This window comes from Nonomuraea sp. NPDC050643, assembly GCF_040654715.1.
Taxonomy (GTDB): domain Bacteria; phylum Actinomycetota; class Actinomycetes; order Streptosporangiales; family Streptosporangiaceae; genus Nonomuraea.
This window is the reverse complement of the sequence record NZ_JBFAIM010000017.1, coordinates 100,786-123,032: the sequence shown is the minus strand read 5'-3', so window position 1 is coordinate 123,032 and position 22,247 is coordinate 100,786. Positions and strand designations below refer to the sequence as shown.

Annotated in this window: 20 protein-coding genes; 9 read left to right on the top strand and 11 right to left on the bottom strand. The window is 72.1% G+C overall.

Annotated features, from left to right (window positions below):
* Positions 1–168: 168 nt before the first annotated feature.
* From AB0I15_RS24210 to AB0I15_RS24185, 6 genes are read right to left on the bottom strand one after another with little or no spacing between them, the layout of a single operon-like run.
* Positions 169–1,782 (bottom strand): serine/threonine-protein kinase, encoded by a 1,614-nt coding sequence (locus AB0I15_RS24210; RefSeq protein WP_358099499.1) that lies wholly within the window; start codon positions 1,780–1,782, stop codon positions 169–171.
* 45 nt (positions 1,783–1,827) lie between these two features.
* Positions 1,828–2,427 (bottom strand): HAD family phosphatase, encoded by a 600-nt coding sequence (locus tag AB0I15_RS24205; protein ID WP_358099496.1) that lies wholly within the window; start codon positions 2,425–2,427, stop codon positions 1,828–1,830.
* Positions 2,417–3,490 carry an ABC transporter ATP-binding protein gene (locus tag AB0I15_RS24200; protein ID WP_358099493.1) on the bottom strand — a complete coding sequence of 358 codons (1,074 nt, stop codon included), beginning with the start codon at positions 3,488–3,490 and terminating at the stop codon, positions 2,417–2,419. Before AB0I15_RS24200 ends, AB0I15_RS24205 begins: the two co-directional genes overlap by 11 nt.
* Positions 3,487–4,329, bottom strand: coding sequence for an ABC transporter permease subunit (locus AB0I15_RS24195; RefSeq protein WP_358099490.1), 843 nt, complete (start codon positions 4,327–4,329; stop codon positions 3,487–3,489). Before AB0I15_RS24195 ends, AB0I15_RS24200 begins: the two co-directional genes overlap by 4 nt.
* Positions 4,317–5,141 (bottom strand): ABC transporter permease subunit, encoded by an 825-nt coding sequence (locus tag AB0I15_RS24190; RefSeq protein WP_358099487.1) that lies wholly within the window; start codon positions 5,139–5,141, stop codon positions 4,317–4,319. Before AB0I15_RS24190 ends, AB0I15_RS24195 begins: the two co-directional genes overlap by 13 nt.
* Positions 5,138–6,178 carry an extracellular solute-binding protein gene (locus tag AB0I15_RS24185; RefSeq protein WP_358099484.1) on the bottom strand — a complete coding sequence of 347 codons (1,041 nt, stop codon included), beginning with the start codon at positions 6,176–6,178 and terminating at the stop codon, positions 5,138–5,140. Before AB0I15_RS24185 ends, AB0I15_RS24190 begins: the two co-directional genes overlap by 4 nt.
* Before the next feature lie 225 nt (positions 6,179–6,403).
* Here AB0I15_RS24185 and AB0I15_RS24180 point away from each other — a divergent pair, with 225 nt between their 5' ends.
* The 3 genes from AB0I15_RS24180 (at position 6,404) to dnaE (ending at position 11,139) form a co-directional block, all read left to right on the top strand.
* Positions 6,404–7,150, top strand: a complete 747-nt coding sequence (locus AB0I15_RS24180) for a GntR family transcriptional regulator (RefSeq protein WP_358099481.1) — start codon at positions 6,404–6,406, stop codon at positions 7,148–7,150.
* A gap of 78 nt (positions 7,151–7,228) precedes the next feature.
* On the top strand, positions 7,229–7,495 hold the full coding sequence (locus tag AB0I15_RS24175) for a DUF6504 family protein (RefSeq protein WP_358099478.1): 267 nt from the start codon (positions 7,229–7,231) through the stop codon (positions 7,493–7,495).
* On the top strand, positions 7,495–11,139 hold the full coding sequence (gene dnaE, locus AB0I15_RS24170) for a DNA polymerase III subunit alpha (protein WP_358099736.1): 3,645 nt from the start codon (positions 7,495–7,497) through the stop codon (positions 11,137–11,139). Before AB0I15_RS24175 ends, dnaE begins: the two co-directional genes overlap by 1 nt.
* Before the next feature lie 15 nt (positions 11,140–11,154).
* Here dnaE and AB0I15_RS24165 read toward each other — a convergent pair whose 3' ends face one another.
* Entirely contained in the window at positions 11,155–11,862 is a 708-nt protein-coding gene (locus AB0I15_RS24165; protein WP_358099475.1) for a DUF4328 domain-containing protein, read from the bottom strand.
* A gap of 46 nt (positions 11,863–11,908) precedes the next feature.
* Positions 11,909–12,556 carry a response regulator transcription factor gene (locus tag AB0I15_RS24160; protein ID WP_358099473.1) on the bottom strand — a complete coding sequence of 216 codons (648 nt, stop codon included), beginning with the start codon at positions 12,554–12,556 and terminating at the stop codon, positions 11,909–11,911.
* A gap of 92 nt (positions 12,557–12,648) precedes the next feature.
* On the opposite strand from AB0I15_RS24160, the gene AB0I15_RS24155 reads away from it, so the two are divergent.
* Both AB0I15_RS24155 and AB0I15_RS24150 read left to right on the top strand, forming a co-directional pair.
* Entirely contained in the window at positions 12,649–13,326 is a 678-nt protein-coding gene (locus tag AB0I15_RS24155) for an ABC transporter ATP-binding protein (protein WP_358099470.1), read from the top strand.
* Positions 13,323–15,257 (top strand): ABC transporter permease, encoded by a 1,935-nt coding sequence (locus tag AB0I15_RS24150; protein ID WP_358099467.1) that lies wholly within the window; start codon positions 13,323–13,325, stop codon positions 15,255–15,257. The genes AB0I15_RS24155 and AB0I15_RS24150 overlap by 4 nt, the downstream gene beginning before the upstream one ends.
* A 45-nt stretch (positions 15,258–15,302) precedes the next feature.
* Here AB0I15_RS24150 and AB0I15_RS24145 read toward each other — a convergent pair whose 3' ends face one another.
* The gene (locus tag AB0I15_RS24145; protein ID WP_358099464.1) at positions 15,303–16,304 is read right to left on the bottom strand and encodes an LLM class F420-dependent oxidoreductase; all 1,002 of its coding nucleotides are present in this window, start codon (positions 16,302–16,304) and stop codon (positions 15,303–15,305) included.
* Between the two features lie 85 nt (positions 16,305–16,389).
* Between AB0I15_RS24145 and AB0I15_RS24140 the strand changes: the two genes are divergently transcribed.
* Complete coding sequence (locus tag AB0I15_RS24140) at positions 16,390–17,817, top strand: sulfatase (protein WP_358099461.1); 1,428 nt, start codon at positions 16,390–16,392, stop codon at positions 17,815–17,817.
* Here the strand turns inward: AB0I15_RS24140 and AB0I15_RS24135 are convergent.
* Complete coding sequence (locus tag AB0I15_RS24135) at positions 17,811–18,512, bottom strand: FCD domain-containing protein (RefSeq protein ID WP_358099458.1); 702 nt, start codon at positions 18,510–18,512, stop codon at positions 17,811–17,813. The genes AB0I15_RS24140 and AB0I15_RS24135 overlap by 7 nt on opposite strands.
* A 68-nt stretch (positions 18,513–18,580) precedes the next feature.
* On the opposite strand from AB0I15_RS24135, the gene AB0I15_RS24130 reads away from it, so the two are divergent.
* The 3 genes from AB0I15_RS24130 to AB0I15_RS24120 are packed head-to-tail and all read left to right on the top strand — an operon-like array spanning position 18,581 to position 21,244.
* Positions 18,581–19,312, top strand: a complete 732-nt coding sequence (locus AB0I15_RS24130) for a (Fe-S)-binding protein (protein WP_358099455.1) — start codon at positions 18,581–18,583, stop codon at positions 19,310–19,312.
* Entirely contained in the window at positions 19,309–20,700 is a 1,392-nt protein-coding gene (locus AB0I15_RS24125) for a lactate utilization protein B (protein WP_358099453.1), read from the top strand. The genes AB0I15_RS24130 and AB0I15_RS24125 overlap by 4 nt, the downstream gene beginning before the upstream one ends.
* The gene (locus tag AB0I15_RS24120) at positions 20,687–21,244 is read left to right on the top strand and encodes a lactate utilization protein C (RefSeq protein WP_358099450.1); all 558 of its coding nucleotides are present in this window, start codon (positions 20,687–20,689) and stop codon (positions 21,242–21,244) included. Before AB0I15_RS24125 ends, AB0I15_RS24120 begins: the two co-directional genes overlap by 14 nt.
* Here the strand turns inward: AB0I15_RS24120 and AB0I15_RS24115 are convergent.
* Positions 21,234–22,247, bottom strand: a complete 1,014-nt coding sequence (locus AB0I15_RS24115) for a Vms1/Ankzf1 family peptidyl-tRNA hydrolase (RefSeq protein ID WP_358099447.1) — start codon at positions 22,245–22,247, stop codon at positions 21,234–21,236. The genes AB0I15_RS24120 and AB0I15_RS24115 overlap by 11 nt on opposite strands.

Here is a 22,247-nt window from a genome sequence, read left to right as displayed (position 1 = left end):
GCCCCAAGGCAGAGGCCCTCTGAGCGGTCCTAAAGGCAGAGGTCCTCTGAGCGGTCCTAAAGGCAGAGGTCCTGAGCAGTCCTCGGGCACGGGTTTCCGGGGCGTTCCAAGGCGGGAGTCCTCGGAAGCCGTCTCAAGCCTGCCGCCCTCCGGGTGAGGACGCGGGTCTCACGGCTCCTTCTGCCCGCGTAGCTCGAAGTCGTCGAACGTCGTCTTCAGCAGCGAGTCGCCGTCCTTGGCCGTACGCGCGAACACCCCCACGAACCCGTTCCCCAGCCCGTTCGGATCCTCCACCTGGTGCACCCGCTCGTCGTTCACCCACATCGTCAGCCGCACCACACTCCCGGCCTGCTCGCACGACGCCACCACGCGCGCCTTGCCGGGCAACCCCTCCACCTGTACGGGCTGGGCCAGCGTCCCCCCGGCCCCGTCCACGATGCGCCGGATCCTGGCCATGCCCTTGGTGTCCAGCGCGAACTCGTAATAGGTGTCGTCATCGTTGACGTCATGGCAGTAGACGCCGTATTCGCCCGTCCCGGTGGACTTCTTGACCTCGGCGGTGACGGCGACCACGACCGACGACGGCAGCATCGGCGTGGGCGTGGCCGACGGGTCGGGCGTGGTCGTGGGTGTGGCGACGAGGAAGGGGATGGGCGCCTTGGCCCGCCGCTCCTCGTATCCGTCCTCCACGTCCAGCCCGTACGTCCCGTCCGTGCGATAGCCGTAGCTGGCCGAGTCCTCGGTGTCGTAGACGCCGCTCCAGCCGCCGGAGGTCTGCGTGAAGTCCTCGCGGTAGAGGACGGCCACGTCGTTGGGCGGCCCGCTCGGCGTCAGCAGGGCCCAGGCGGTCACGCCCCCGGCCACCAGCACGGCGGTGGCCGCCGCGAGGCTCGCGTACAGCCTGCCCCGGTGCGGTTTCCTGGGCGGAGCGCTGGCGTACGACTGCTGCCAGGTCACCTGCGCGGTCTGCGCCGCCTGCTCAGGCCCGGCCGCCCGCCCCACGAGCTGGTCGAGCAGTTGCTGCGCGGTCGGCCGGGCGGCGGGATTCTTGTCCAGCGCGGCCCTGACCGGCTCCCGCAGCCCCGGCTCGACGGCGCTGAGGTCGGGCTCGGCGTTGAGCACCTGGTACACGATCGACGGCAGCGTGTCCCCGCCGAACGGCGCCCGTCCGCTGGCCGCGAACGCCACCAGGCAGCCCCACGAGAACACGTCGCACGCGGGGGAGACCGGCTCGCCCCGCAGCACCTCGGGCGCCATGTATCGAGGCGTGCCGACCAGCTCGCCGGTGCCGGTGACGCCGCCGAGCGTGTCGAGCGCCCGCGCGATGCCGAAGTCGATCACCCGCGGCCCGACGGGCGACAGCAGCACATTCGACGGCTTGAGATCCCGGTGCACGACCCCGGCGCCGTGGATGGCGGTGAGCGCCGTGGCCACGCTGACGGCCAGCGCGTCGAGGCTGGAGCCGCGCAGGGGCCCGGACTGGCGTACGGCCTCCTCGAGGTTCGGCCCCGGCACGTATTCGGTCACCACATAGAGCTGGCCGCCCTCGAGCGCGGCCTCGAGCACGGCGGCGGTGCAGAACCTGCGCACCCGCCGCGCCGCGTCCGCCTCCCTGCGAAAACGCATGCGGAACTGCTCGTGCTGGCTGAGCTCCGGATTGATCACCTTGACGGCGACCCGTTGCCCAGCGGGATCCTCGGCGAGATGGACCGTGCCCATCCCGCCTCGCCCCAGCACGCCAAGCAGCCTGTAGCGCCCGATGTGGGAGGTTTCACCGCTCACGGCGGGTCAGCTTACCGATACGGGGCCGCTCGCCGCAGATCAGCGTCAGTCCCCGGCGGAAATCGCCGCATCGAGCACCCCCTCGAACGTGGGCAGGCCCTCGTGCGGCGACACCACCAGGACCCGGCACCCGGCCGCCCTGGCCGCCGCGATTCCCGCCGGGCTGTCCTCGACGGCCACGCACCGCCCGGGGGCCGCCCCCAGCCGCCGCGCCGCCTCCAGGTACGGATCCGGCCACGGCTTCCCCCTGGGCGTGTCCTCGTTGGCGATGACCAGGTCGAACGCGTGCCCGAGCCGAGGCAGCACCAGCTCCACGATGCGCCGCGGCGAGGCGCTGACCAGGGCCGTGGGGATGGCGGTGGCGGCCAGCCCGGACAGGAGCTCCGGCGCGCCCGGCATGACGGCCAGCTCCCGCCGGACGAGGTCGGCGAAGGCGTCGGTGAGGCGGCCGGCCAGCCCGGGTTCGCCCAGGTGGGCGGCCACGTCCTCGATCGTGCGCCCGTGGACGTACGGGACGTCGGCCGGCGACAGCGGACGCCCGAGGGAGCGGGCGACGCCGGAGACCGCCCGCCACCAGAGCCCCTCGGTGTCCACCAGCGTGCCGTCCATGTCCAGCAGGACCGCCTCGGGAACGTCAGACGGCATCGACGGCCACGACGGGCGCGGGGACGGTGACCGTGCGGGCCGCCACCAGGACGGGCCGCTCCACCAGGCGCACCGTGACGCGCGTCCCCGGCCCGAGCCGCACCGCCTCGTGGCCGGGCACGTCCGCCAGGACCTCACCGCCCTCCACGGCGAGCCTGAGCCGCACGGAGGAGCCACGGAAGGAGGCCGCCAGCACCTGGGAGGGCCCGTCGGGCGACGGCACGACCTGGACCGCCTCAGGGCGGATCAGCACGTCCACGGACGGGTCCGCGGGCGCCGGCCCGTCCACCGGCAGGAGCTGGCCGAGCACCGTCACCTGGCCGCCCGACACGCGCCCGGCCAGGTGGTTCATGGTGCCCACGAACTCCGCCACGAACGGCGTGGCCGGCCGGTCGTAGACCTCGGCGGGTGGGCCCACCTGCTCGAGCCGCCCGTCGCGCAGCACCGCCACCTGGTCGGCGATCGACAGGGCCTCCTCCTGGTCGTGGGTGACGAAGATGGTGGTGATGCCCAGGTCGAGCTGGAGACGGCGGATCTCCTCGCGCAGCGCCACGCGTACTTTGGCGTCCAGGGCCGACAGCGGCTCGTCCAGGAGCAGGACGCGCGGCTCCAGGGCGAGCGCGCGGGCCAGGGCGACACGCTGCTGCTGGCCGCCGGAGAGCTGGTGCGGGTAGCGGTCGGCGTGGGTGGGCAGGCCGACGAGTTCGAGCAGTTCGTCCGCCCTCGCCCGTCTGGTGGCCACCGGGACCTTGCGCACGCGCAGGCCGAAGGCGACGTTGTCGCGGGCGTTCAGGTTGGGGAAGAGCGAGTACGACTGGAAGACCATCCCCGCGTCCCGTTTGCTGGCCGGCACGTCCGTGATGTCCTTGCCGTCGACGAGCACCGCCCCGGAGTCCGGCCGCTCGAACCCGGCCACGCACCGCAGCGCCGTCGTCTTGCCGCAGCCGGAGGGGCCGAGCAGGGCGACCAGCTCCCCGGGCGCGATGAGCAGGTCGAGGCCGTCGAGCGCGACCGTCTTGCCGAACACCCGCCGCAGCCCGCGGAACTCCACCGATGCGGTCATTTCCCCTTCTCCTTACCGAACACCGTAGAGACGGCCAGCAACAGCAGCCAGATGAGCAGCAGGCTGAGGATCGACACCGCGACCGAGAGCTGACCCTTGGAGCCCGAGACGGTCACGATCCACACCGCGAACGGCTCATAGCCCAGCAGGCTCGCGACCGTGTACTCGCCCAGCACCAGGGCCAGCGTCAGGAACGACGCGCTGGCCAGGGCCGAGCGCAGGTTCGGGACGATGACCCTGACCAGCACGTACGGCCACGAGGCCCCCAGATTGCGGGCCGCCTCCACCAGCGTCCGCACGTCCATCGTGCGCAGCCCCGCGTCCAGCGACCGGTACACGAACGGCAGCACCAGCACCATGTACGCCAGCACCAGCACGACCGGGAACGCCGGGTCCTGCACCGCGATCAGCGTGGCCCAGAACGGCGTCGGGGCCAGCACCTCCGTCCCGATGCGCAGGGACGTCCCGATCCCCGCCACGAACGTGATCGGCGGCACCACCAGCGGCAGCGTGCACAGCACCTCCATCACCGGCCGCAGCCGTGGCGCGAACAGCCGCACGGCCAGCATCGCGGGCAGCGCCAGCAGCAGCACCAGCGCGATCGTGGCCACGGCCAGCCCGAGCGAGAGCGACAGCGAGCGCACGAAGCCGTCGGCCGTGAGCAGCTCGCCGTACGCGGCCGGCGACACGCCCACGGTCGGCGTGTAGACCGTGTACCAGAAGGAGGTGCAGAGGGGGATCAGGAAGTAGGCCCCCGCCAGCAGGAACACCACGCCGCGCCACGCCCGGGGGCGGGTGGCGGCCCCGGAGACACGTTCCAGCCCGGTCAGTGCAACCATCGGGAGGTCCTCCTCTGCAGCGGCAGGTAGATCGCCATCACGAGCCCGGCGACCACGACCATGTCGAGGCTGAGCGCCAGCGCGATGTTCTCGTAGCCGATCAGCACGTCGCCGGTGAGCGCACTGGCGATCTTCAGTGTGACGAGCGGGACGACGGTCCCGACCATGGCGTTGGCGGTGGCGTACGCGGAGAAGGCCGACCCGAACAGCAGCACCACGCCGCCGAGCATGGCGGGCGCCAGCACCGGCAGCGCGACGAAGCGCCAGTAGTGCCAGGACGTGGCCCCGCTGTTGGCCGCCGCCTCGCGCCACTGCGGCCGCAGGCCGTCCAGCGCCGGCGCCATGACCAGCACCATCAGCGGGATCGAGAAGTACAGGTAGACGATGACCAGCCCCCAGTACGTGTACAGGGAGCCGGACGGCAGCCCCATCAGGCCGCTGACCACGCCGGAGTTGCCGAGGGTGGCGATCCAGAAGAACGCCAGCGGCACCCCGCCGAAGTTGGCCAGCACGCCGGACGCGGTGAGCACCGCCTCGCGCAGCAGCGCGCGGCGCGAGGTGACGACGGCCTGGGCGAGGAACGTGCCCAGGACGGCCCCCAGCAGCGCCACCATGGCCGACAGCTTGACGCTGCCGATCATGGCGGTGAGGTAGCCGCCCTGGAGGCTCTGCGACAGGTTGGCCAGGCTCGGCCGTCCCTGCACCGTGAACGCCCCCGCCACCAGGGCGACGGCGGGGACGCCGAACACGAGCGCGAAGAACGCCAGCAGCGGCAGCGCGCCGAGCCGGCCCCGTGAGCGGGAGCGGCTCATCCCGAGATCGCGGCGTCCCAGCCGGTGGCCAGCTTGGCCTTGGCCGCGTCGACCTGCTCGGGCGCCGGGAAGGTGGGCGTGCCCTCGACCGAGGGCAGCTTGTCGGCCAGCGTCTTGTCCACGCTGCCGTCGGTGGTCATCGCGGGCAGCAGGACGGGCCGGGCGAAGCCCTTGAGGTAGAGGTTCTGGCCCTCGGCGCTGTAGAGGTACTCCTGCCACAGCCGGGCGGCGGCCGGGTGCGGGGCGTCCTTGTTGATGGCCTGGGCGTACATCTGGAAGTACTTGCCGTCGGAGGGCACGTTCACCTTCCAGTCGAGGCCCTTGGCGGCCATCTGGGGCGCGTAGGCGGCGTTGTTGTAGTCCCAGTCAATGCTGATCTTGGTCTCGCCCCGCTCGATGGTCGCGGGCGTGGTCTCGACCGGGTTGTAGTTGCCGGCCTCCTTGAGCTTCTTGAAGAAGTCGATCCCGGGCTGGATGTCGTCGAAGGAGCCGCCGTTGGCCAGGGCGGCGGCGTACACGCCGGCGAAGGCCGAGCCCGACTCGATCGGGTTGCCGTTCATCGCGACCTGGCCCTTGTAGTCGGGCTTGAGCAGGTCGGCGAAGCTCGTCGGGCACGTCTTGATCTTCTTGGCGTCGCACCCGATGGACACGTAGCCGCCGTAGTCGTTGACCCAGAGCCCGGCCGGCTCCTTCTGGCCCTCGGGGATCTTGTCGAACGTCTGCACCTTGTACGGCGCGAACAGGCCCTCCTTGGCGCCGCTGATCGCGAACGACTGGCCCAGGTCGAGCACGTCGGGGGCGCGGTCCTGGCCCTTGCGGGTCTTGACCGCGTTGATCTCGTCGGCGCTGGCCGCGTCGGGGGTCTCGCTCTCGATCTTGATGCCGTACTTGGCCTGGAACTTCTCGATGATCTCGCCGTAGTTGGCCCAGTCGGGCGGAAGGGCGATGACGTGGAGGTCGCCCTCCTTCTTGGCGGCTTCGACGAGCTTGTCGAGACCTCCGAAATCGGCGGCGGAGGTGGCGGTGGCCGCGTTCACCCCGCCTTGTGACGCCTGAGTGGTCTGCTGGGTGCTCGGAGCGGCGCCGCACGCCGCGGTGACTACGGTTAGGACTGCGACAACGCCGGCCGCGCGGGCGCGAGGTGTGAACACGACGCCTCCACTTTCCAGGGGGTGTGGAAAGAACGTAGGGGAACTTGTACAAACAAGCGAGCACCAGTAAGTCGCATAAACATTGCTCTTTCGTGAATAGGGATGGTGAGGATGGTTGCGCGCTATGAACTGATCGCCGATGAGTTACGGGACGAGATCCTCTCGGGCGCTCATCCGGTCGGTTCCCAGCTCCCCAGCGAGGCGGAGCTGGCCGGGCGCTTCCGGGCGGCGCGCGGCACCGTACGGCAGGCGGTGGCCGTGCTGGCCGCGGAGGGCCTGGTCGGTTCCCGCCAGGGTGCCCGGCGCATCGTGCTCGGCACCACGCGCAGCCAGAGCTTCGCCGAACTGCACAGCTTCGCCCAGTGGGCCCGCTCGAACGGCTACCGCTTCGGCGGCGAGGTGATCGGCCAGCGGCGCAGGCCCGCCAGCGGCGCCGAGGCCGCCAGGCTGGGGTCCGGCGAGGTGCTGGAGGTGCTGCGCCTGCGCTCGCTGGAGGGCGAGCCCGTGCTCCTCGAGCGCACGGTCTACGCCGAGTGGGTGGCCGGCGCCGTGGAGCGCCTCCCCGCCGACTGCGAGTCCGTCACGGAGGCCCTGTACGCCGCCGTCGGCCTCGTGTTCGCCTACGGCGAGCACCTCATCGACGCCGTGCCCGCCGGGGCCGAGGACGCCCGGCTGCTGGGCGTCCGCAGGGGCAGCCCGCTCCTGCGGCAGAGACGTGTGACGACCACGCACGAGGGCAGGCCGGTGGAGTCGTCCGACGACCGTTACCGGGCGGGCAGCGTGGCCTTCAGCATCCGCAACTCGATCGGGGCCAACCCCCTCGTGCGGCAGGCCGGCGACTTGCGTTTCGGGCTCTGAGAACATATGTTCGATTCATAGCGCCCGTCTTCCCCCGGGTGGCTCAGCATACGGACCAGAGCCGCGGGGAGAAGCGTCTTGAGCAGACTCTATGGCGATCCGATAGAGGTGTGGACCCGGGACGGTGAGCCTGCCCAGTTCGTCTGGCGCGACCGGCTCTACCTCGTCCGCCGTGTCCTCGACCACTGGGTGGTCGCGCGCGAGTGGTGGAAGACCAGTGAGGCTGATCCCGGCGAGCGCCGGTTCTGGCGGGTGGAGGCCAGTCCCGGGCGCGAGTCGGGCTCCTACGAGCTGCGTTACGACACCGCCGGCAACGGCTGGCTGCTGTTGCGGGCGTGGGACTGATGGCGCCCCCGTTCCCGCACCTCAACGTGTGCTCCGCCTACTCCATGCGCTACGGCACCGCGTTCCCGCGAGCGCTGGTGAGCCGGGCGGTGGAGCACGGGATGGACATCCTGGCGCTGACCGACCGCGACGGTCTCTATGGCGCGATCAAGCACGCCCAGGCGTGCGCGGAGGCCGGGATCGCCCCGGTGCTCGGCGTGAACCTGGCGCTCGACGCCCCCGCCTCCGCCTTCACCCCGGTGCCGGGGCTCCGCCCGCCCCGCCCGCGGACCGGCCCGAACGCCGAAGACCGTGTCACGGTGCTGTCCCGCGGGAAGGGCTGGTCCCGCCTGTGCCGCCTGGTCACGGCCGCCCACCACACGGGCGAGCGCGGCGCGCCCAAGGTGACCCGCGAGCTCGTCGGCGAATGGGCGGGCGGTCCCGGCGAGCACGGGTTCGGCGCCGAGGACGGGCTCGTGGTGCTGCTCGGCCCCCGGTCCGACGTGGGCCGCGCGGTGGCCGAGCGGCGCGACGAGCAGGCCAGGACGCTGCTCGGCCTCTGGCGCGCGGCGGTGCCCGGCGTGGTGATCGAGCTGGTCGACCAGTACGGCTTCCGCGACGCCATCACGGCCGTGCGCATGCTCGGCCTGGCCGAGTCCATGGGCGTGCCCGCCGTGCTCACCAACGCGGCGCGCTACCTCGACCCGGCCGACCACCAGGTGGGCGACGTGCTCGACGCGGCCCGCCAGCTCGTCCCGCTGCACCCGCGCCACCTGGAGCGCACCACCTCCCACGCCTATCTCAAGAGCACCAAGGAGATGTGGCAGGTGGCGGCCAAGGTGTGCGGCGCGGACCAGGAGCGGGTCTCGCGGCTGCTCCACACCACCAGGCGGCTGGCCGAGGCGTGCTCGATGGAGCCGCTCGACCTGCTCGCGCTCAAGAACGACCCGCCCAGCCTGAACCTGCCCGAGATCGGCCGCGACCCGGTGCCGCTGCTGCGCCACCGCGTCGAGGACGGGCTGGCCCGGCGCGGCCTCGACCGCTCGGGCGACGCCAGGGCGCGTCTGCGGGACGAGATGGCGATCATCGAGCGCAAGCGCCTGTCCGGATATTTCATCGCCGTGGCCGGCATCACCGACATGATCCGCGGCATGGGCATCCGCTGCGCCATCCGCGGCTCGGGCGCCGGCAGCCTGGTCAACTACCTCATCGGCATCGGCGAGGTCGATCCGCTCGAACACGGCCTGCTCATGGAGCGCTTCCTGTCCGAGGGCCGCATCGGGCTGCCCGACATCGACGTGGACGTGGAGTCGGCCCGCCGGCTCGACTGCTACCAGGCCATCTTCGAACGTTACGGCGAGGCCCGCGTGGCCTGCGTGTCCATGATGGAGACCTACCGGGCGCGCAGCGCGATCCGCGACGTGGCCGGGGCGATGGGCCTGCCGCCGCACGAGATCGACGCGATCGCGAAGGCGTTCCCGCACATCAGGGCCAGGCAGATCACCGCCTCCCTCGACGACCTGCCCGAGCTGCGCGAGAGCCGCCTCGGGGACGCCGGCCTCGAGCGGGTGTTCCGGCTGGCCGAGAAGCTCGACGGCCTGCCCAGGCACATCGCGCTGCACCCGTGCGGCGTGCTGATCGGCAACTCGGGGCTGCGCGACAGGACGCCGGTGGAGCGCAGCCTGCTGGAGTTCCCGATGTCGCAGTTCGACAAGGACGACGTGGAGGAGGCCGGGCTGCTCAAGCTCGACGTGCTGGGGGTGCGGATGCAGTCCGCGCTGGCGTACGCGCTGAGCGAGATCAAGCGCGTGGACGACGTCGTGGTCGAGCTGGACGCCCAGAACGGCGACGACCCCCAGATCCAGTACGTGTCCCACGACGACCAGGAGACCTACGACATGATCTGCGCCGCCCGCACCCTGGGCTGCTTCCAGATCGAGTCGCCGGGCCAGCGCGAGCTGGTGGCCAAGCTGGAGCCGCGCAGGATGCACGACCTGATCGTGGACATCTCGCTGTTCAGGCCGGGGCCGGTCAACTCCGACATGGTCACGCCCTATCTGGAGGCCCGGCACGGGTGGCGGCAGCCGTACTATCCGCACGAGAGGCTTCGCGAGGCGCTGAACGAGACGCACGGCGTCGTGGTGTTCCACGAGCAGGTCCTGAAGATCGTCTCGGTGATGACCGGGCGCGACCTGTCGTTCGCCGAGAAGCTGCGGCGCACGCTCGACACCTCGGAGGGGCGCGAGCGGGTGCGCAGGACGTTCGTGCCCATGGCCAGGGCCAACGGGTTCGACGACGCGGCCGTGGACCGGGCGTGGCGGGTGCTGGACGCGTTCGGGGCGTTCGGGTTCTGCAAGGCGCACGCGGCGGCGTTCGCGCTGCCCACCTACCAGTCGGCCTGGCTCAAGCGGCACCACGCGGCGGCGTTCTTCGCCGGGGTGCTCACGCACGAGCCCGGCATGTACCCGCCGCGGGTCATCATCGACGAGGCCCGGCAGTGCGGGGTGAAGATCCTGCCGCTGGACATCAACAAGTCGGGCAAGGACTGGCGGGTCGAACGGCTCGGGCCACGCGTCCAGGTGCGCGTGCGGCCGGCCGCGCTCGAAGGCGCCCGGCCGCGCAGGGAGTTCAGGATCGGGGAGATCGGCAGGGGCTACGCGCTGCGCGTGCCGTTCTCGGCGATCAAGGGGGTGAGCGAGGCGGAGGTGGAGCGCATGGTGGCGGGGCAGCCGTACACGTCGCTGGCCGACTTCTGGGACCGCGCCCGGCCCTCGCGGCCCACGATCGAGCGCATCGTCCAGGTGGGCGGCCTGGACGCGCTGCACGACCTGCGCCCCGGCGGGCCCCGCTGGCGCCCCGGCGAGCTGACCAGGCGCGACCTGATCGCCCAGGTGGGGGCGCTCGACCGGGCCTCGGCGATCGGCGTGCAGGCGGGCCCGCGCAAGTCCAGGCGCTACAGCTCGCACATGTCCGTCTCCTCGCGGCCCGAGCCGCCCCGGGCCGCGGCCGTGCAGCTCCCGCTCGGCTTCAGCGAGCACCTGCCGCCGGGGGAACTGCCGGAGATGACGGAGACGGAGATGGTCGAGGCCGAGCTGGAGATCCTCGGCATCGACATCAGCCGGCACATCATCAGCTTCCACGACGAGCTGCTCGACGCCCTCGGGGTGGTACGTTCCAGAGATCTGCTCGCCCAGCGCAACGGGGCGGAGATCCTGGTCGCGGGGGTCAAGGTGGCGACCCAGACGCCCGCCGTGCGCTCGGGCCAGCGCGTCATCTTCACCACGCTCGACGACTCGACGGGCCCGATCGACCTGACGTTCTTCGAGTCGGTGCAGGGGCGCTGCGCCTCGATCGTGTTCGGCTCGTGGCTCATGCTGGCCAGGGGGGTGGTCAGGCGCACGGGGACACGGGCGGTGTCGATGCGGGCCGTCGACTGCTGGAACCTGACCGACCTGGACGCGCTCTGGCGCTCCCAGGGGATCGAGGCGGTCCGCGCCGTCCTCGGCCACACCGCGGAGGAGCCGGCCGGCGTCGGCGGCCGCCCCATCGAGTACGCCAACGGCTACCGCCTGTCGCCCTACGCCGATCTGCCCCCCGCCATCGCCGACCCGCCCCGCCGGCTCTGGCACGCCAGCCCGGGCAGCTCGGGCCCGACGGCGGCCTAGAGACGAGAAAGCAGGTCAGAACTGGTGCTCGGGCCGCGCCGTCGGGTGGGGCGACTGCGGGGAGAAGGTGTGGACGGTGCCGATCTCGGCAGGCCGGGCGGCCCGCTGCAGGCGGGTCAGCTCGCGCACCGTGCTCGCGCACAGCACCGCCGCCACCGCCGCGCAGGTCAGCTCCAACGTCCCCACCCCGGTCAGCTCGCTGGCCGAGGAGTCGAGCGGCAGCCGGACCGTGACCAGCGCGAGCGTGGCCAGCCAGCTCAGCCACCACCCGGTCAGCAGCGCCAGCCACCGCGCCCGGCGCCCCGCAGGCGGCCGGGTGCCGCGCCACACCTCGTCGACCAGCACCACGGGCGCCACCAGGTTGACCACGGGGATCAGCCAGGCGGCCGCCACCGGACCGGTCGCGGCCGAGCGGTCGTTGGCCTGCCTGGCCCGCACCAGCCACGTCACGTAGGCCGCCGCGGCGGCCACCGAGGTGCCCGCCACCAGCATCATCAGCACCGCGAACGTCGTCACCGCGCCCACCACCGCCTCCGCGTCGGCGCCCTGAGGACGGCCGCCGAAGGAGGCGAGCTGGGCGGCGAGCCGCCGGCCGCGGAGCTCTTCGAAGATCACGAGGGCGCCGAGGGAGAGGACCTGGGCGGCAAGCGTCAGCTGAACGGCAGAGGCGGCTCTCGCCGGCGATGCCTGGGTGTAGCGCACGTTGTTCTCCCCCCGGGCCATGCGCTGAGGTTCTGCTTCACTTGTATCCCGGGAGCCCCGCTGTTAATCAGCTCACCACGCCGGATTCCCACGCCCAAGCTGCGATTCCAACTCGATTGCGGACACCGAGCTTGGCCATGATGCTGCCCAGATGCGTCTTCACGGTGGAAAGCGAGACGAACAGCTCCGCGGCCACCTCCTGGTTCGTCCGCCCCCTGGCCACCAGGCGCACGACGTCGAGCTCGCGGTCGGTCAGCGGGTCGTTCGCCGGGAGCGCGGCCCGCCGGGGCTGGGTCAGGTGCTGCAGTAGCCGTACGGTCACCGACGGCGACACCAGCGCGTCGCCCACCGAGGCGGCCCTGACCGCCTCGATCAGCAGCGTGGGGCCGCTGTCCTTGAGCAGGAACCCGGTGGCGCCGGAGCGCAGGGCTCCGTAGACGTACTCGTCCAGGTCGAACGTGGTGACGATGACCACCCGCAGCGGGTTGTCCACGCCGGGGCCGGCCAGCGCCCGGGTCACCTCCAGCCCGTCGAGCTTGGGCATCCTGATGTCGAGCAGGCAGACGTCGGGCCGCAGCCGCCTGGCCTCCGCCACGGCCTCGGCCCCGTCGGAGACAGCGGCGACGACCTCCATGTCCGGTTGAGCGTCCAAAATCATCTGGAAGCCGGTACGTACCAGATGCTGGTCGTCGGCGATGAGAACCCGAATAGTCACGGTCCCAACTCTAGGGATCGGCCGTTCGGCCGAGGCGGATATGGACGCACGGCCGATCCCCGGCACACCCGCCCCAGGCCAGGCTGAGACGCATGAACGACGTGCTTGTTGGACGGGCCCTGGTCAAGAGGTTCGGGCAGACGGTCGCCCTCGGCGGCGTGGACATCACGGTACGAGCCGGCGAAGCCGTGGCGATCATGGGGCCGAGCGGTTCCGGCAAGTCGACCCTGCTGCACTGCCTGGCCGGGATCATGAAGCCGGACGGCGGTGAGGTGCACCTGCTCGGTCAGCGCATCGACGCGATGGGCGAGCGGCAGCGCAGCGCCCTGCGCCGCACCCGCTTCGGCTTCGTCTTCCAGTTCGGCCAGCTCCTGCCCGAGCTGCCCGCGGAGGAGAACGTGGCGCTCCCGCTGATGCTGGGCGGCGTGCCGAGGATCCAGGCCGTACGCCAGGCGCGCGAGTGGTTCGCGCCCCTCGGCCTGCACTCCATGGAATCCCGGCGGCCGGGGGAGCTGTCCGGCGGCCAGGCGCAGCGGGTGGCCATCGCCAGGGCGCTGGTGAGCCGGCCGGCCGTGGTCTTCGCCGACGAGCCCACGGGGGCGCTCGACCAGCAGACCGGGCAGGACACGATGCGGCTGCTGGTCGAGGCGACCAAGCACAACGACGCGTCCCTGATCGTGGTCACCCACGACCCGAACGTGGCCGCCTGGTGCGACCGCACGGTCGAGGTCCGCGACGGCCGGCTCATCGAGAGCGGGGTGCGGGCGTGAACCTGGACCTGACCTGGCGGCTGCTCAAGGGCGGCGGTCGCAGGGGGATGCTCGGCACCTGGCTCACGCTGGGCGCCGTGGCGGTGTCCACGGCGCTGCTGCTGTTCGCCGTGGCCGCGAACTCGGCCTTCCAGGCCAGGGCCGAGCGAGGGGCCTGGCGCAACCCGGTCGCGGCGACGTCCGGGGCGGTGGCGGTCGAGGCGTCCCGCTACGACTACGTACGCGGCCAGGCCATCACCGTCGTCGACCTGGCGGCGCTGGGCAAGGCGCCCGCGCCGCCCGGCATGCCCAGGTTCCCCGCGCCGGGCGAGGTGTGGCTGTCACCCGCGCTGGCCGCGCTGGCCGAGGAACTGCCCGCAGGGCAGCTCGCCGACCGCTACCCGAACCGGCGGGGCGTGCTCGGCGACGAGGCGCTCGTCCACCCTGACGAGCTGGTCGCGGTCGTCGGCCACGAGCCGGGCTCCCCGGCGATGACCGCCGCCCGCGGCGACGACTGGGTCATCGCCAAGCCGCCCACCAAGGTCTCGAGCCTGGCGGGCACGCCGAACGAGGACGCGGAGGCGTACCGGGTGCTCACGCTCATCGCGAGCGTGCTCATGGTGGTGCCGCTGCTGGTCTTCGGCGGCGCGGCGGCCAGGCTCACGGTGGCCAGGCGCGACCAGCGGCTGGCCGCGCTGCGGCTGATCGGGGCGACGCCGGGCCAGGTGGTGGGCATGACGGTGGCGGAGGCGGTGATCGTGGCGTTCGCCGGAGCGCTCACGGGGGCCGCCGCCTACGCCCTGGCCGTGCCGCTGCTGGCCGGGATCGAGATGCAGGGCGGCCCGTGGTTCACCGCCGACCTGTTCCCCGGCCCGCCGGCGCTGGTGGCGGTGCTGCTCGCGGTGCCGGTGCTGGTGGGGCTGTCGGCGGTGGCCGGGCTGCGGCGGGTCGTGGTGAGCCCGCTCGGCGTGGCCAAGCGGGAGACGCCGCCCGCCATGCGGTTCGTCCGCGTGATCGCCCTGCTGGCGGTGCTGGCCGCGTTCCCCATGCTGACCAGGGGCACCAGCGTCGCGATCATCGCGGTGGCGCTGGCCCTGGCCTTCCTCTGCGTCAACCTGGCGGGCCCCTGGGTGGTCGGCCTGATCGGCCGGATCACCGCGGGCACCGCGCGCGGCCCCGCCCGGCTGCTCGCGGGCCGCAGGCTGGTCGACGACCCGCGCTCGGCCTGGCGCACGGTGAGCGGCGTGGCGCTGACCGGCTTCGTGGCGGGCTTCCTCGGGCTGCTCAGCCCGGCCGCGTTCGACGAGGGGGCCGCCGGGCCGCCGCAACTGCGCGTCACCGCGCCCGCCGGGCAGGTGGCGGCGGTGGCGGAGCAGGCCCGCGCACGGCTGCGGGAGGCGGGGGTGACGGCCACCGTGAAGCCCGCGAAGAACGTCGTGGTCGCGGCCTTGGGCAGCGACGCCGGCGAGGCCACCCTCGACCGGGCCCGCACCGCGCTCGCGGGGCTCGTCCCGGGCCGTACGCCGACGACGGAGACCGACGACCGCCGCTTCGGCGACCAGCTCCTCGCCGACGTGCGGGTGGGCACGCTCGTCGTGCTGTCGGTGTCGTTCCTGGTGGCCATCGCCAGCTCGGGCATCACCGCGACGTCGTCGATCCTGGACCGGCGGCAGACCTACGGGCTGCTGCGCCTGGCGGGCACGCCGCTGGAGGTGCTCGACCGGGCCCGCCGGGCGGAGACGCTCATCCCGCTGGCCGTGATGGGCGGCGGGGCGATCCTGGTGGGCGTGTTCTGCGCGGTGCCGTTCATGATCGGCGGCATGAACGCGGTCGGCGCCTTCACCCTGGCGGGCTGCGTGGTCGCGGGCTTCGCCGGGGTGATCGGGGCCGGCGCGCTCAGCCGCCCGCTGCTGCGGTCGGTCACCGCCGACCCGGCGCCGCGCCCCGACTGACCCGGAGCGCGGTGACCAGCCGTGACCAACTGGGGCCAGCCGTGGCTAACCGAGGACGAGGTCGCGCACGAGCTTGAGTGACGGCTCGTCGCGCGGCCCCATGACCAGCAGGCTCGTGACCGGGCTCTTGTGCCACGGCTCGAGGCGTTCCTTGATCCGGCCGGGCGGGCCGACGAGCGAGATGCCGTCGGCCAGCTCGTCCGGGATCGCCCGGAACGCCTCGTCCTTGCGCCCGGCCAGGTAGAGCGCCTGGATGTGCTCGGCGGCGTCGGCGAAGCCCATCCTGCCGATGATGTCGGCGTGGAAGTTGCGCTGCTTGGCGCCCATGCCGCCGATGTAGAGGGTGAGCATCATCTTCACGCCGTCCAGCGCGGCCCGGACGTCGTCGGAGATCACCACCATCACCATGGCGGCCACGTCGAAGCCCGCGGGGGCGTCCGCGAGCGACTCGCCGTACATCTCCTCGATCTTGGAGGGGAACGCGAACAGCGGCAGCCAGCCCTGGCCGATCTCGGCGGCCAGGGCGACGTTCTTGGGGCCCTCCGCGCCGAGATAGACGGGGATGTCCGGGCGGAGCGGATGTGTGATGAGCTTGAGCGGTTTGCCCAGGCCGCCCGCCAGGGGGAGCGGGTAGTGCGGGCCCTCGCCGGTGACCGGCTCCTCGCGGCGCCACACCTTGCGCATGATGTCGACGTACTCGCGGGTCCTGGCCAGCGGTCTGGCGAACGGCTGGCCGTACCAGCCCTCGACGACCTGTGGGCCCGAGGCGCCCACGCCGAGCAGCAGCCGGCCGCCGGTGAGGTGGTCGAGGGTCATGGCGGTCATCGCCGTCGTGACCGGCGGTCTGGCGGAGATCTGGGCGATCGAGGTGCCCAGCTTGATGCGGGTGGTGCGGGCGCCGTACCAGGCCAGGGGGGTGAAGACGTCGCTCCCGTACGCCTCCGCCGTCCACACCGAGTCATAGCCGAGCCGCTCGGCCGCCAGCACCGATTCGGTCGCGTCGTCCGCGTTGCGCTGCCAGTAGCCGAGATTCAAGCCGAGCTTCATGAAACACCTCCGGAATTAAGTTCTATTACTCCTGGTGATTGCCGCAAGTGTCAATGGAGGCCCCTTTTCGGGGTACTGGGACTCTGTGCTCAAAGGTCTCTGTCGTCTCGCCTGCCTGCTGCTTCTCCTGCCGGCGGCCGAACCCACGATGGCCGAGGGTGACGCCCGGCCGAACATCGTGCTCATCATGGCCGACGACCTCGAGGCGGGGGTGCTGCCGTATTTCCCGAACATCACACAGCACCTCGTGCGGCAGGGCGCCTCGTTCGACCGGTTCTTCGTGACGAACTCCTGGTGCTGCCCGTCCAGGGCGTCGATCCTGCGCTCCCAGTACGTCCACAGCCATGGCGTGATGACCAACACCGCCCCCGAAGGCGGATTCGATCGCTTTCACTCCCTCGCTCTGGAACGTTCCACGATCGGCACCTGGATGCAGACGGCCGGCTACCGCACGGGGCTGATGGGCAAGTTCCTCAACCACTATCCGGGCGAGACGGCCGAGGAGACCTTCGTGCCGCCCGGCTGGAACGAGTGGGACGTGCCCGTACGCGGCCTCTACGAGGAGTACGGCTACCGCCTCAACGAGAACGGCGGCCTGCGCGACTATGGCTGGGCCGAGCCCGACTACCTGTCCGACGTGCTGGCCGGCAAGGCCCGCGACTTCATCGCCGGTTCCCAGGAGCCGTTCTTCCTCTATCTGGCCCCGGTCGGCCCGCACAACCCGGCCAACCCCGCCTACCGGCACGCCGGCGCCTTCCAGGACGTCACTGCGCCGCGCACCCCGTCGTTCGACCAGCCCGACGTCAGCGCGGAGCCGCTCTGGCTGCGCATGAGGCCGCCGCTGTCACCGCCGGACATCGACGAGATCGACGAGCGCCACCGCGCCAGGCTGCGGGCCGCGCTCGGCGTGGACGACCTGGTCGGGGCCGTGGTGGCGGCCCTGTCGGAGGCGGGCGAGCTCGACAACACCTACATCTTCTTCACCTCGGACAACGGCTTCCATCTCGGCACCCACCGGCTCAAGCAGGGCAAGACCACGCCGTTCGAGGAGGCGATCAAGGTGCCCCTCGTCGTGCGCGGTCCCGGGGTCAAGGCCGGCTCCACGATCACCCATATGGGCGCCACCGTCGACCTGGCCACCACGTTCGCCGCGCTGGGCGGGGCCACGGCGCCGCCGTTCGCGGAGGGCCGGTCGCTGGCGCCGCTGCTGAAGGGCACCCTACCGGCGCAGTGGCGCAGGAATGCGCTGGTCGAGTTCACCAGGCCGGCCAACAGGGCCTCGGCCGCCCAGACACCCGTGCCCGCCTACCAGGCGCTGCGCACCGAGCAGTACACCTACGTGCGTTACGAGACGGGGGAGCGGCAGCTCTACGACCTGCTCGCCGACCCCTACCAGTTGCGCAACCTGGCCGGGAGCGCCGACCCCGCGCTGCTGGCGAGCCTCGACGGGCGCCTGGCGGCGATGGTGGCCTGCTCGGGCGCGACCTGCCGGGAGGCCGACGCCCGTCAGTGACCGAACAGCGACGGGTACGCGTGCGCCAGATGCTCCGAGACCGCCGTGGCCGCCGCTCCGGGGTCACCGGCGTCGACGGCCGCGAGGATGCGCACGTGGTCCGCGCGCAGCACCGAGGTGTCGCCCAGGCGCTGCACGGCCTCGACCGAGTAGCGCCGCATCGAGTCGCGCAGTGACCTCATGATCGCGGCGATGAGCCGGTTGCCCGAGGCCTCCGCGAGCGCGCAGTGAAAGGCCGTGTCGTGCTCCACGAACTCCTCGGCCGAGCCCGCCGCGTCCATCCCGGCGAGCGCGGCGGCGAGGTCGGCGGTGTCGGCGCGCGCCGAGGCGGCGGTCGCGGCGGCCCACTGCTCGATCATGTGCCGGGTGTCGATGACCTCGCGCATCTCCAGGCTGGCCAGGCCGAGGTGCAGCCTGAGCAGGTCGGTCAGCGCGCTGTCGGGGCGCGAGGTGAGCACCGCGCCCGCGTCGGGGCCCCGGCCCACCTGCGAGGAGACCACGCCGAGCGTCTCCAGTACGCGCATGGCCTCGCGCACCGACGAGCGGCTGACGCCGAGCTGCTCGGCGAGCTGGCGTTCGGCGGGCAGCCGGTCGCCCACGGTCAGGCCGTCCTCGGCGATGCGCCGCTCGATCTGGGCGAGCACGTCCTCGAACGTCCGCGTCCGCTTGACGGGACGCCAGCCGGTGCCGTCCAACGAGGCCTCCTTGTGGTCCGCTATGGTCTGACCATACTGTGGTCAGACCATATAGCGAAGGGAGTGCCGTGCGAGTCGCCCTGTTCATCACCTGCGTGAACGACACGCTCTTCCCCGGCACCGGCAAGGCCGTGGTGTCGCTCCTGCGCAGGCTCGGCTGCGACGTGGACTTCCCGGCCGCCCAGACGTGCTGCGGCCAGATGCACGTCAACACCGGCTACAAGGCCGAGGGCACCCGGCTGGCCAGGCACTTCACCGAGGTGTTCGCCGGCTACGACGCGGTCGTCGCGCCGTCGGGGTCGTGCGCGGCCATGGTGCGCGAGCAGTACCCGAGGCTGGCCAAGCCGGGCAGCAAGGGAGCGGCGGCGATCGCCGAGCTCACGCCGAGGGTGCACGAGCTGTCGGAGTTCCTCATCGACGTCCTGAAGGTCGAGGACGTGGGGGCGTACTTCCCGCACAAGGTGACCTACCACCCGACCTGCCACTCGCTGCGCGGCCTCCACCTGGGCGACCGGCCCACCCGGCTGCTGCGGAACGTGCGCGGGCTGGAGCTGGTGCCGCTGCCGGGGGCGGAGGAGTGCTGCGGCTTCGGCGGCACGTTCGCGGTCAAGAACCCGGCGGTCTCGGCGGCGATGGGCGCCGACAAGACCCGCAGCGTCATGGACACCGGCGCCGAGGTGCTCTGCGCGGCCGACAACTCCTGCCTGATGCACATCGGCGGCACACTGAACCGCCAGCGTACGGGGGTCAGGACGATGCACCTGGCCGAGATCCTCGCGGCCACGGAGGAGGCCCAATGAGCGGAACATTCCTCGGCATGCCCGGAAATTTCCCAGAGAACGCCCGGGAAGCCGTACAGAACTCTCAGCTTCGCTACAACCTCCGCAAGGCCACCCACACCATTCGCGGCAAGCGCGCGGGCGTCGTCGGCGAGCTGCCCGACTGGCAGGAGCTCCGCGCGGCCGGGAAGGCGATCAAGGACCACACCCTCCGCAACCTCGACCGCTACCTGGTCCAGCTCGAGGAGGCCGTGACGCGGGCGGGCGGCACCGTCCACTGGGCCAGGGACGCCGCGGAGGCCAACCGCATCGTCACGGAGCTGGTCCAGGCCACCGGCGAGACCGAGGTGGTCAAGGTCAAGTCGATGGCCACCCAGGAGATCGAGCTCAACCAGGCGCTGGCCGAGCACGGCATCGCCGCGTACGAGACCGACCTGGCCGAGCTGATCGTGCAGCTCGGCGACGACTTCCCGAGCCACATCCTGGTCCCCGCGATCCACCGCAACCGGTCGGAGATCCGCGAGATCTTCCTCGAGAAGATGCCCAAGGTGCCCGAGGGCCTGACCGACGACCCACCCGCGCTCGCCGACGCGGCCCGGCTGCACCTGCGCGAACGCTTCCTGCGGAGCAAGGTCGCGATCTCCGGCGCCAACTTCATGGTGGCCGAGACCGGTACGCTGGTGGTGCTGGAGTCGGAGGGCAACGGCCGCATGTGCCTGACCCTGCCCCAGACGCTCATCAGCGTCGTCGGGATCGAGAAGCTCCTGCCCTCCTGGCGGGATCTGGAGGTGTTCCTCCAGCTTCTGCCGAGAAGCTCCACGGGCGAGCGGATGAATCCGTACACGAGCATGTGGACGGGCGCCGTCGAGGGCCAGGACTTCCACCTGGTGCTGCTCGACAACGGCCGCACCGACGTGCTCGCCGACGAGGTGGGCCGCCAGGCGCTGCGCTGCATCCGCTGCTCGGCCTGCCTGAACGTCTGCCCCGTGTACGAGCGCACGGGCGGCCACGCCTACGGCTCGGTCTACCCCGGCCCCATCGGCGCCATCCTGACCCCGCAGCTCAGGGGCATGTCCTCCGAGCTGGACGCCTCGCTGCCGTACGCCTCCAGCCTCTGCGGCGCCTGCTACGAGGTCTGCCCGGTGGCGATCGACATCCCCGAGGTCCTGGTGGACCTGCGGGCCAAGGCCCCGCACGCGGCGGCCGAGCGGGCCGGCATGAAGGTCGCGGGCTGGATACTCAACGACCACGAGCGGCTGGCCAAGGCCCAGCGCGCCGCCTCCCGCGTCCGCAAGCTGGTCCCGAGGCGGCTGCCCGGTCCGCTGTCGGCCTGGACCGACACCCGGGACCTGCCCGACATTCCGGAAGAGAGCTTCAGAGACTGGTGGGAGCGGAATGAGCGCGCGTGAGGAGATCCTCGCCAGGATCGGCAAGGCGGTCGCCGGCGTGGCGGACGTCGAGATCCCCCGGCACTACCGGGCGGGGCGGCCGGCCGACGACCTCGTGGGCCTGTTCGCCGAGCGGGTCGACGACTACCGGGCCATCGTGCACGTGGTCCCGGAGGCGGAGGTCCCCGGCAAGATCGACGAATGCCTGGGCGAGCGCCGTGTGATCGTGCCCGACGGCTTCGACCGCGAGGGCGGCTGGGACGACCTGAGGACGGCCGACGGCGTGGTGACGTACTGCGCCGTGGGCATCGCGGAGACCGGCACGATCGTCCTCGACCACGGCCCCGGCCAGGGCACCAGGGCGCAGACCCTGGTCCCCGACTACCACCTGTGCGTGGTGCGGGCGGCCCAGATCGTGGCCGGCGTCCCCGAGGCCGTCGCCAGGCTCGACCCGGCCCGCCCGCTCACCTGGATCAGCGGCCCCTCCGCCACCAGCGACATCGAGCTGAACCGGGTCGAGGGCGTGCACGGCCCCAGAACCCTCGAGGTGATCATCAGTACCTGAGCACGGCCGCCACGTCGGGCACGTCGCCGTTGAACCACAGCTCGGCGTCCGTCATCGCGGCGGCCCTGGCCAGGGCGGAGTCGGCGCGCTCCTGGATCGGCTCGTCCACGCCCCAGCGGCGCAGCTCGCCCGCGTCGGTGGCGAGCTGGGTGCCGCCGCCGCCGATCCAGATCCGGCGTGGCAGCTCGCCGGGCGTGAGCACCGCGTGCACCCTGCCCTCGCGCAGGGCGTGGGCGACGGCGGCCACCCCGACGGGGCCGCCGGTCTCCGCGTGCCGCTCCCGCAGCTCGGCGCGCCGGCGCTCGATCCAGTCGTCGAGCGCCTTCTCCACGTCCTTCTCGAACTGGCCGTGGTCGGAGCGGCTGCCGTGCTCGACCATCAGCACCCGGTCCGCGGACTTGGTGCCGAGATGATGCAGCAGGTACGAGCGCGACTTCGGCTCACCGGCCACCAGGACCAGCTCGGCGCCGATGCGGCGGACCTGTTCGTCGATCTCGTGGGCGACGGCGACCGCGTTCTGCTCCCAGGTCTCCTCGACCGCGCGCTCGTAGCGTTTCTGCGACCAGCCGCCCTGCGCGGTCTTCTGCAGCGGCCAGGTGTCGGCGTGCACGATGGCCCTGCGCGGCGACCCGCCGCCGAACACCGTCACCTCGGCCCCGGCGTGGTCGACGATGACCCGGATGTGCGGGACGTTCTCTCCGCGGGCCATGAGCATGGGCGTGAGATGCGGCAGCGGCGACCAGGAGACGAGCTCGTGCGGCGCCTCGGCCAGCGACTCGGCCAGGGCCACGTCGCCGTGCGCGGCGAACAGCGCCCGCCCGGCCGCCGGCGCCAGGGCCGCCTCGTCCAGGGCGTCCAGCGTGGCCTTGTCGGCCTGGTCCGCGAGCCGGTCGCGCATGCTGTGCCAGTGGGTCTCACGTTCGGGCCCGGTGAGGGCGCCCACGTACACCGACGCGTACGGGCCATGCCGCTCGTACAGGGGCCGGATGAAGTCGAGCCGCAC

Coding starts and splice junctions, on each gene's coding strand:
- AB0I15_RS24145 (WP_358099464.1), bottom strand. CDS start 16,304: ATGAAGCTCGGCTTGAATCTCGGCTACTGGCAGCGCAACGCGGACGAC.
- AB0I15_RS24205 (WP_358099496.1), bottom strand. CDS start 2,427: ATGCCGTCTGACGTTCCCGAGGCGGTCCTGCTGGACATGGACGGCACG.
- AB0I15_RS24155 (WP_358099470.1), top strand. CDS start 12,649: ATGAACGACGTGCTTGTTGGACGGGCCCTGGTCAAGAGGTTCGGGCAG.
- dnaE (WP_358099736.1), top strand. CDS start 7,495: ATGGCGCCCCCGTTCCCGCACCTCAACGTGTGCTCCGCCTACTCCATG.
- AB0I15_RS24200 (WP_358099493.1), bottom strand. CDS start 3,490: ATGACCGCATCGGTGGAGTTCCGCGGGCTGCGGCGGGTGTTCGGCAAG.
- AB0I15_RS24120 (WP_358099450.1), top strand. CDS start 20,687: ATGAGCGCGCGTGAGGAGATCCTCGCCAGGATCGGCAAGGCGGTCGCC.
- AB0I15_RS24180 (WP_358099481.1), top strand. CDS start 6,404: ATGGTTGCGCGCTATGAACTGATCGCCGATGAGTTACGGGACGAGATC.
- AB0I15_RS24190 (WP_358099487.1), bottom strand. CDS start 5,141: ATGAGCCGCTCCCGCTCACGGGGCCGGCTCGGCGCGCTGCCGCTGCTG.
- AB0I15_RS24125 (WP_358099453.1), top strand. CDS start 19,309: ATGAGCGGAACATTCCTCGGCATGCCCGGAAATTTCCCAGAGAACGCC.
- AB0I15_RS24195 (WP_358099490.1), bottom strand. CDS start 4,329: ATGGTTGCACTGACCGGGCTGGAACGTGTCTCCGGGGCCGCCACCCGC.
- AB0I15_RS24165 (WP_358099475.1), bottom strand. CDS start 11,862: ATGGCCCGGGGGGAGAACAACGTGCGCTACACCCAGGCATCGCCGGCG.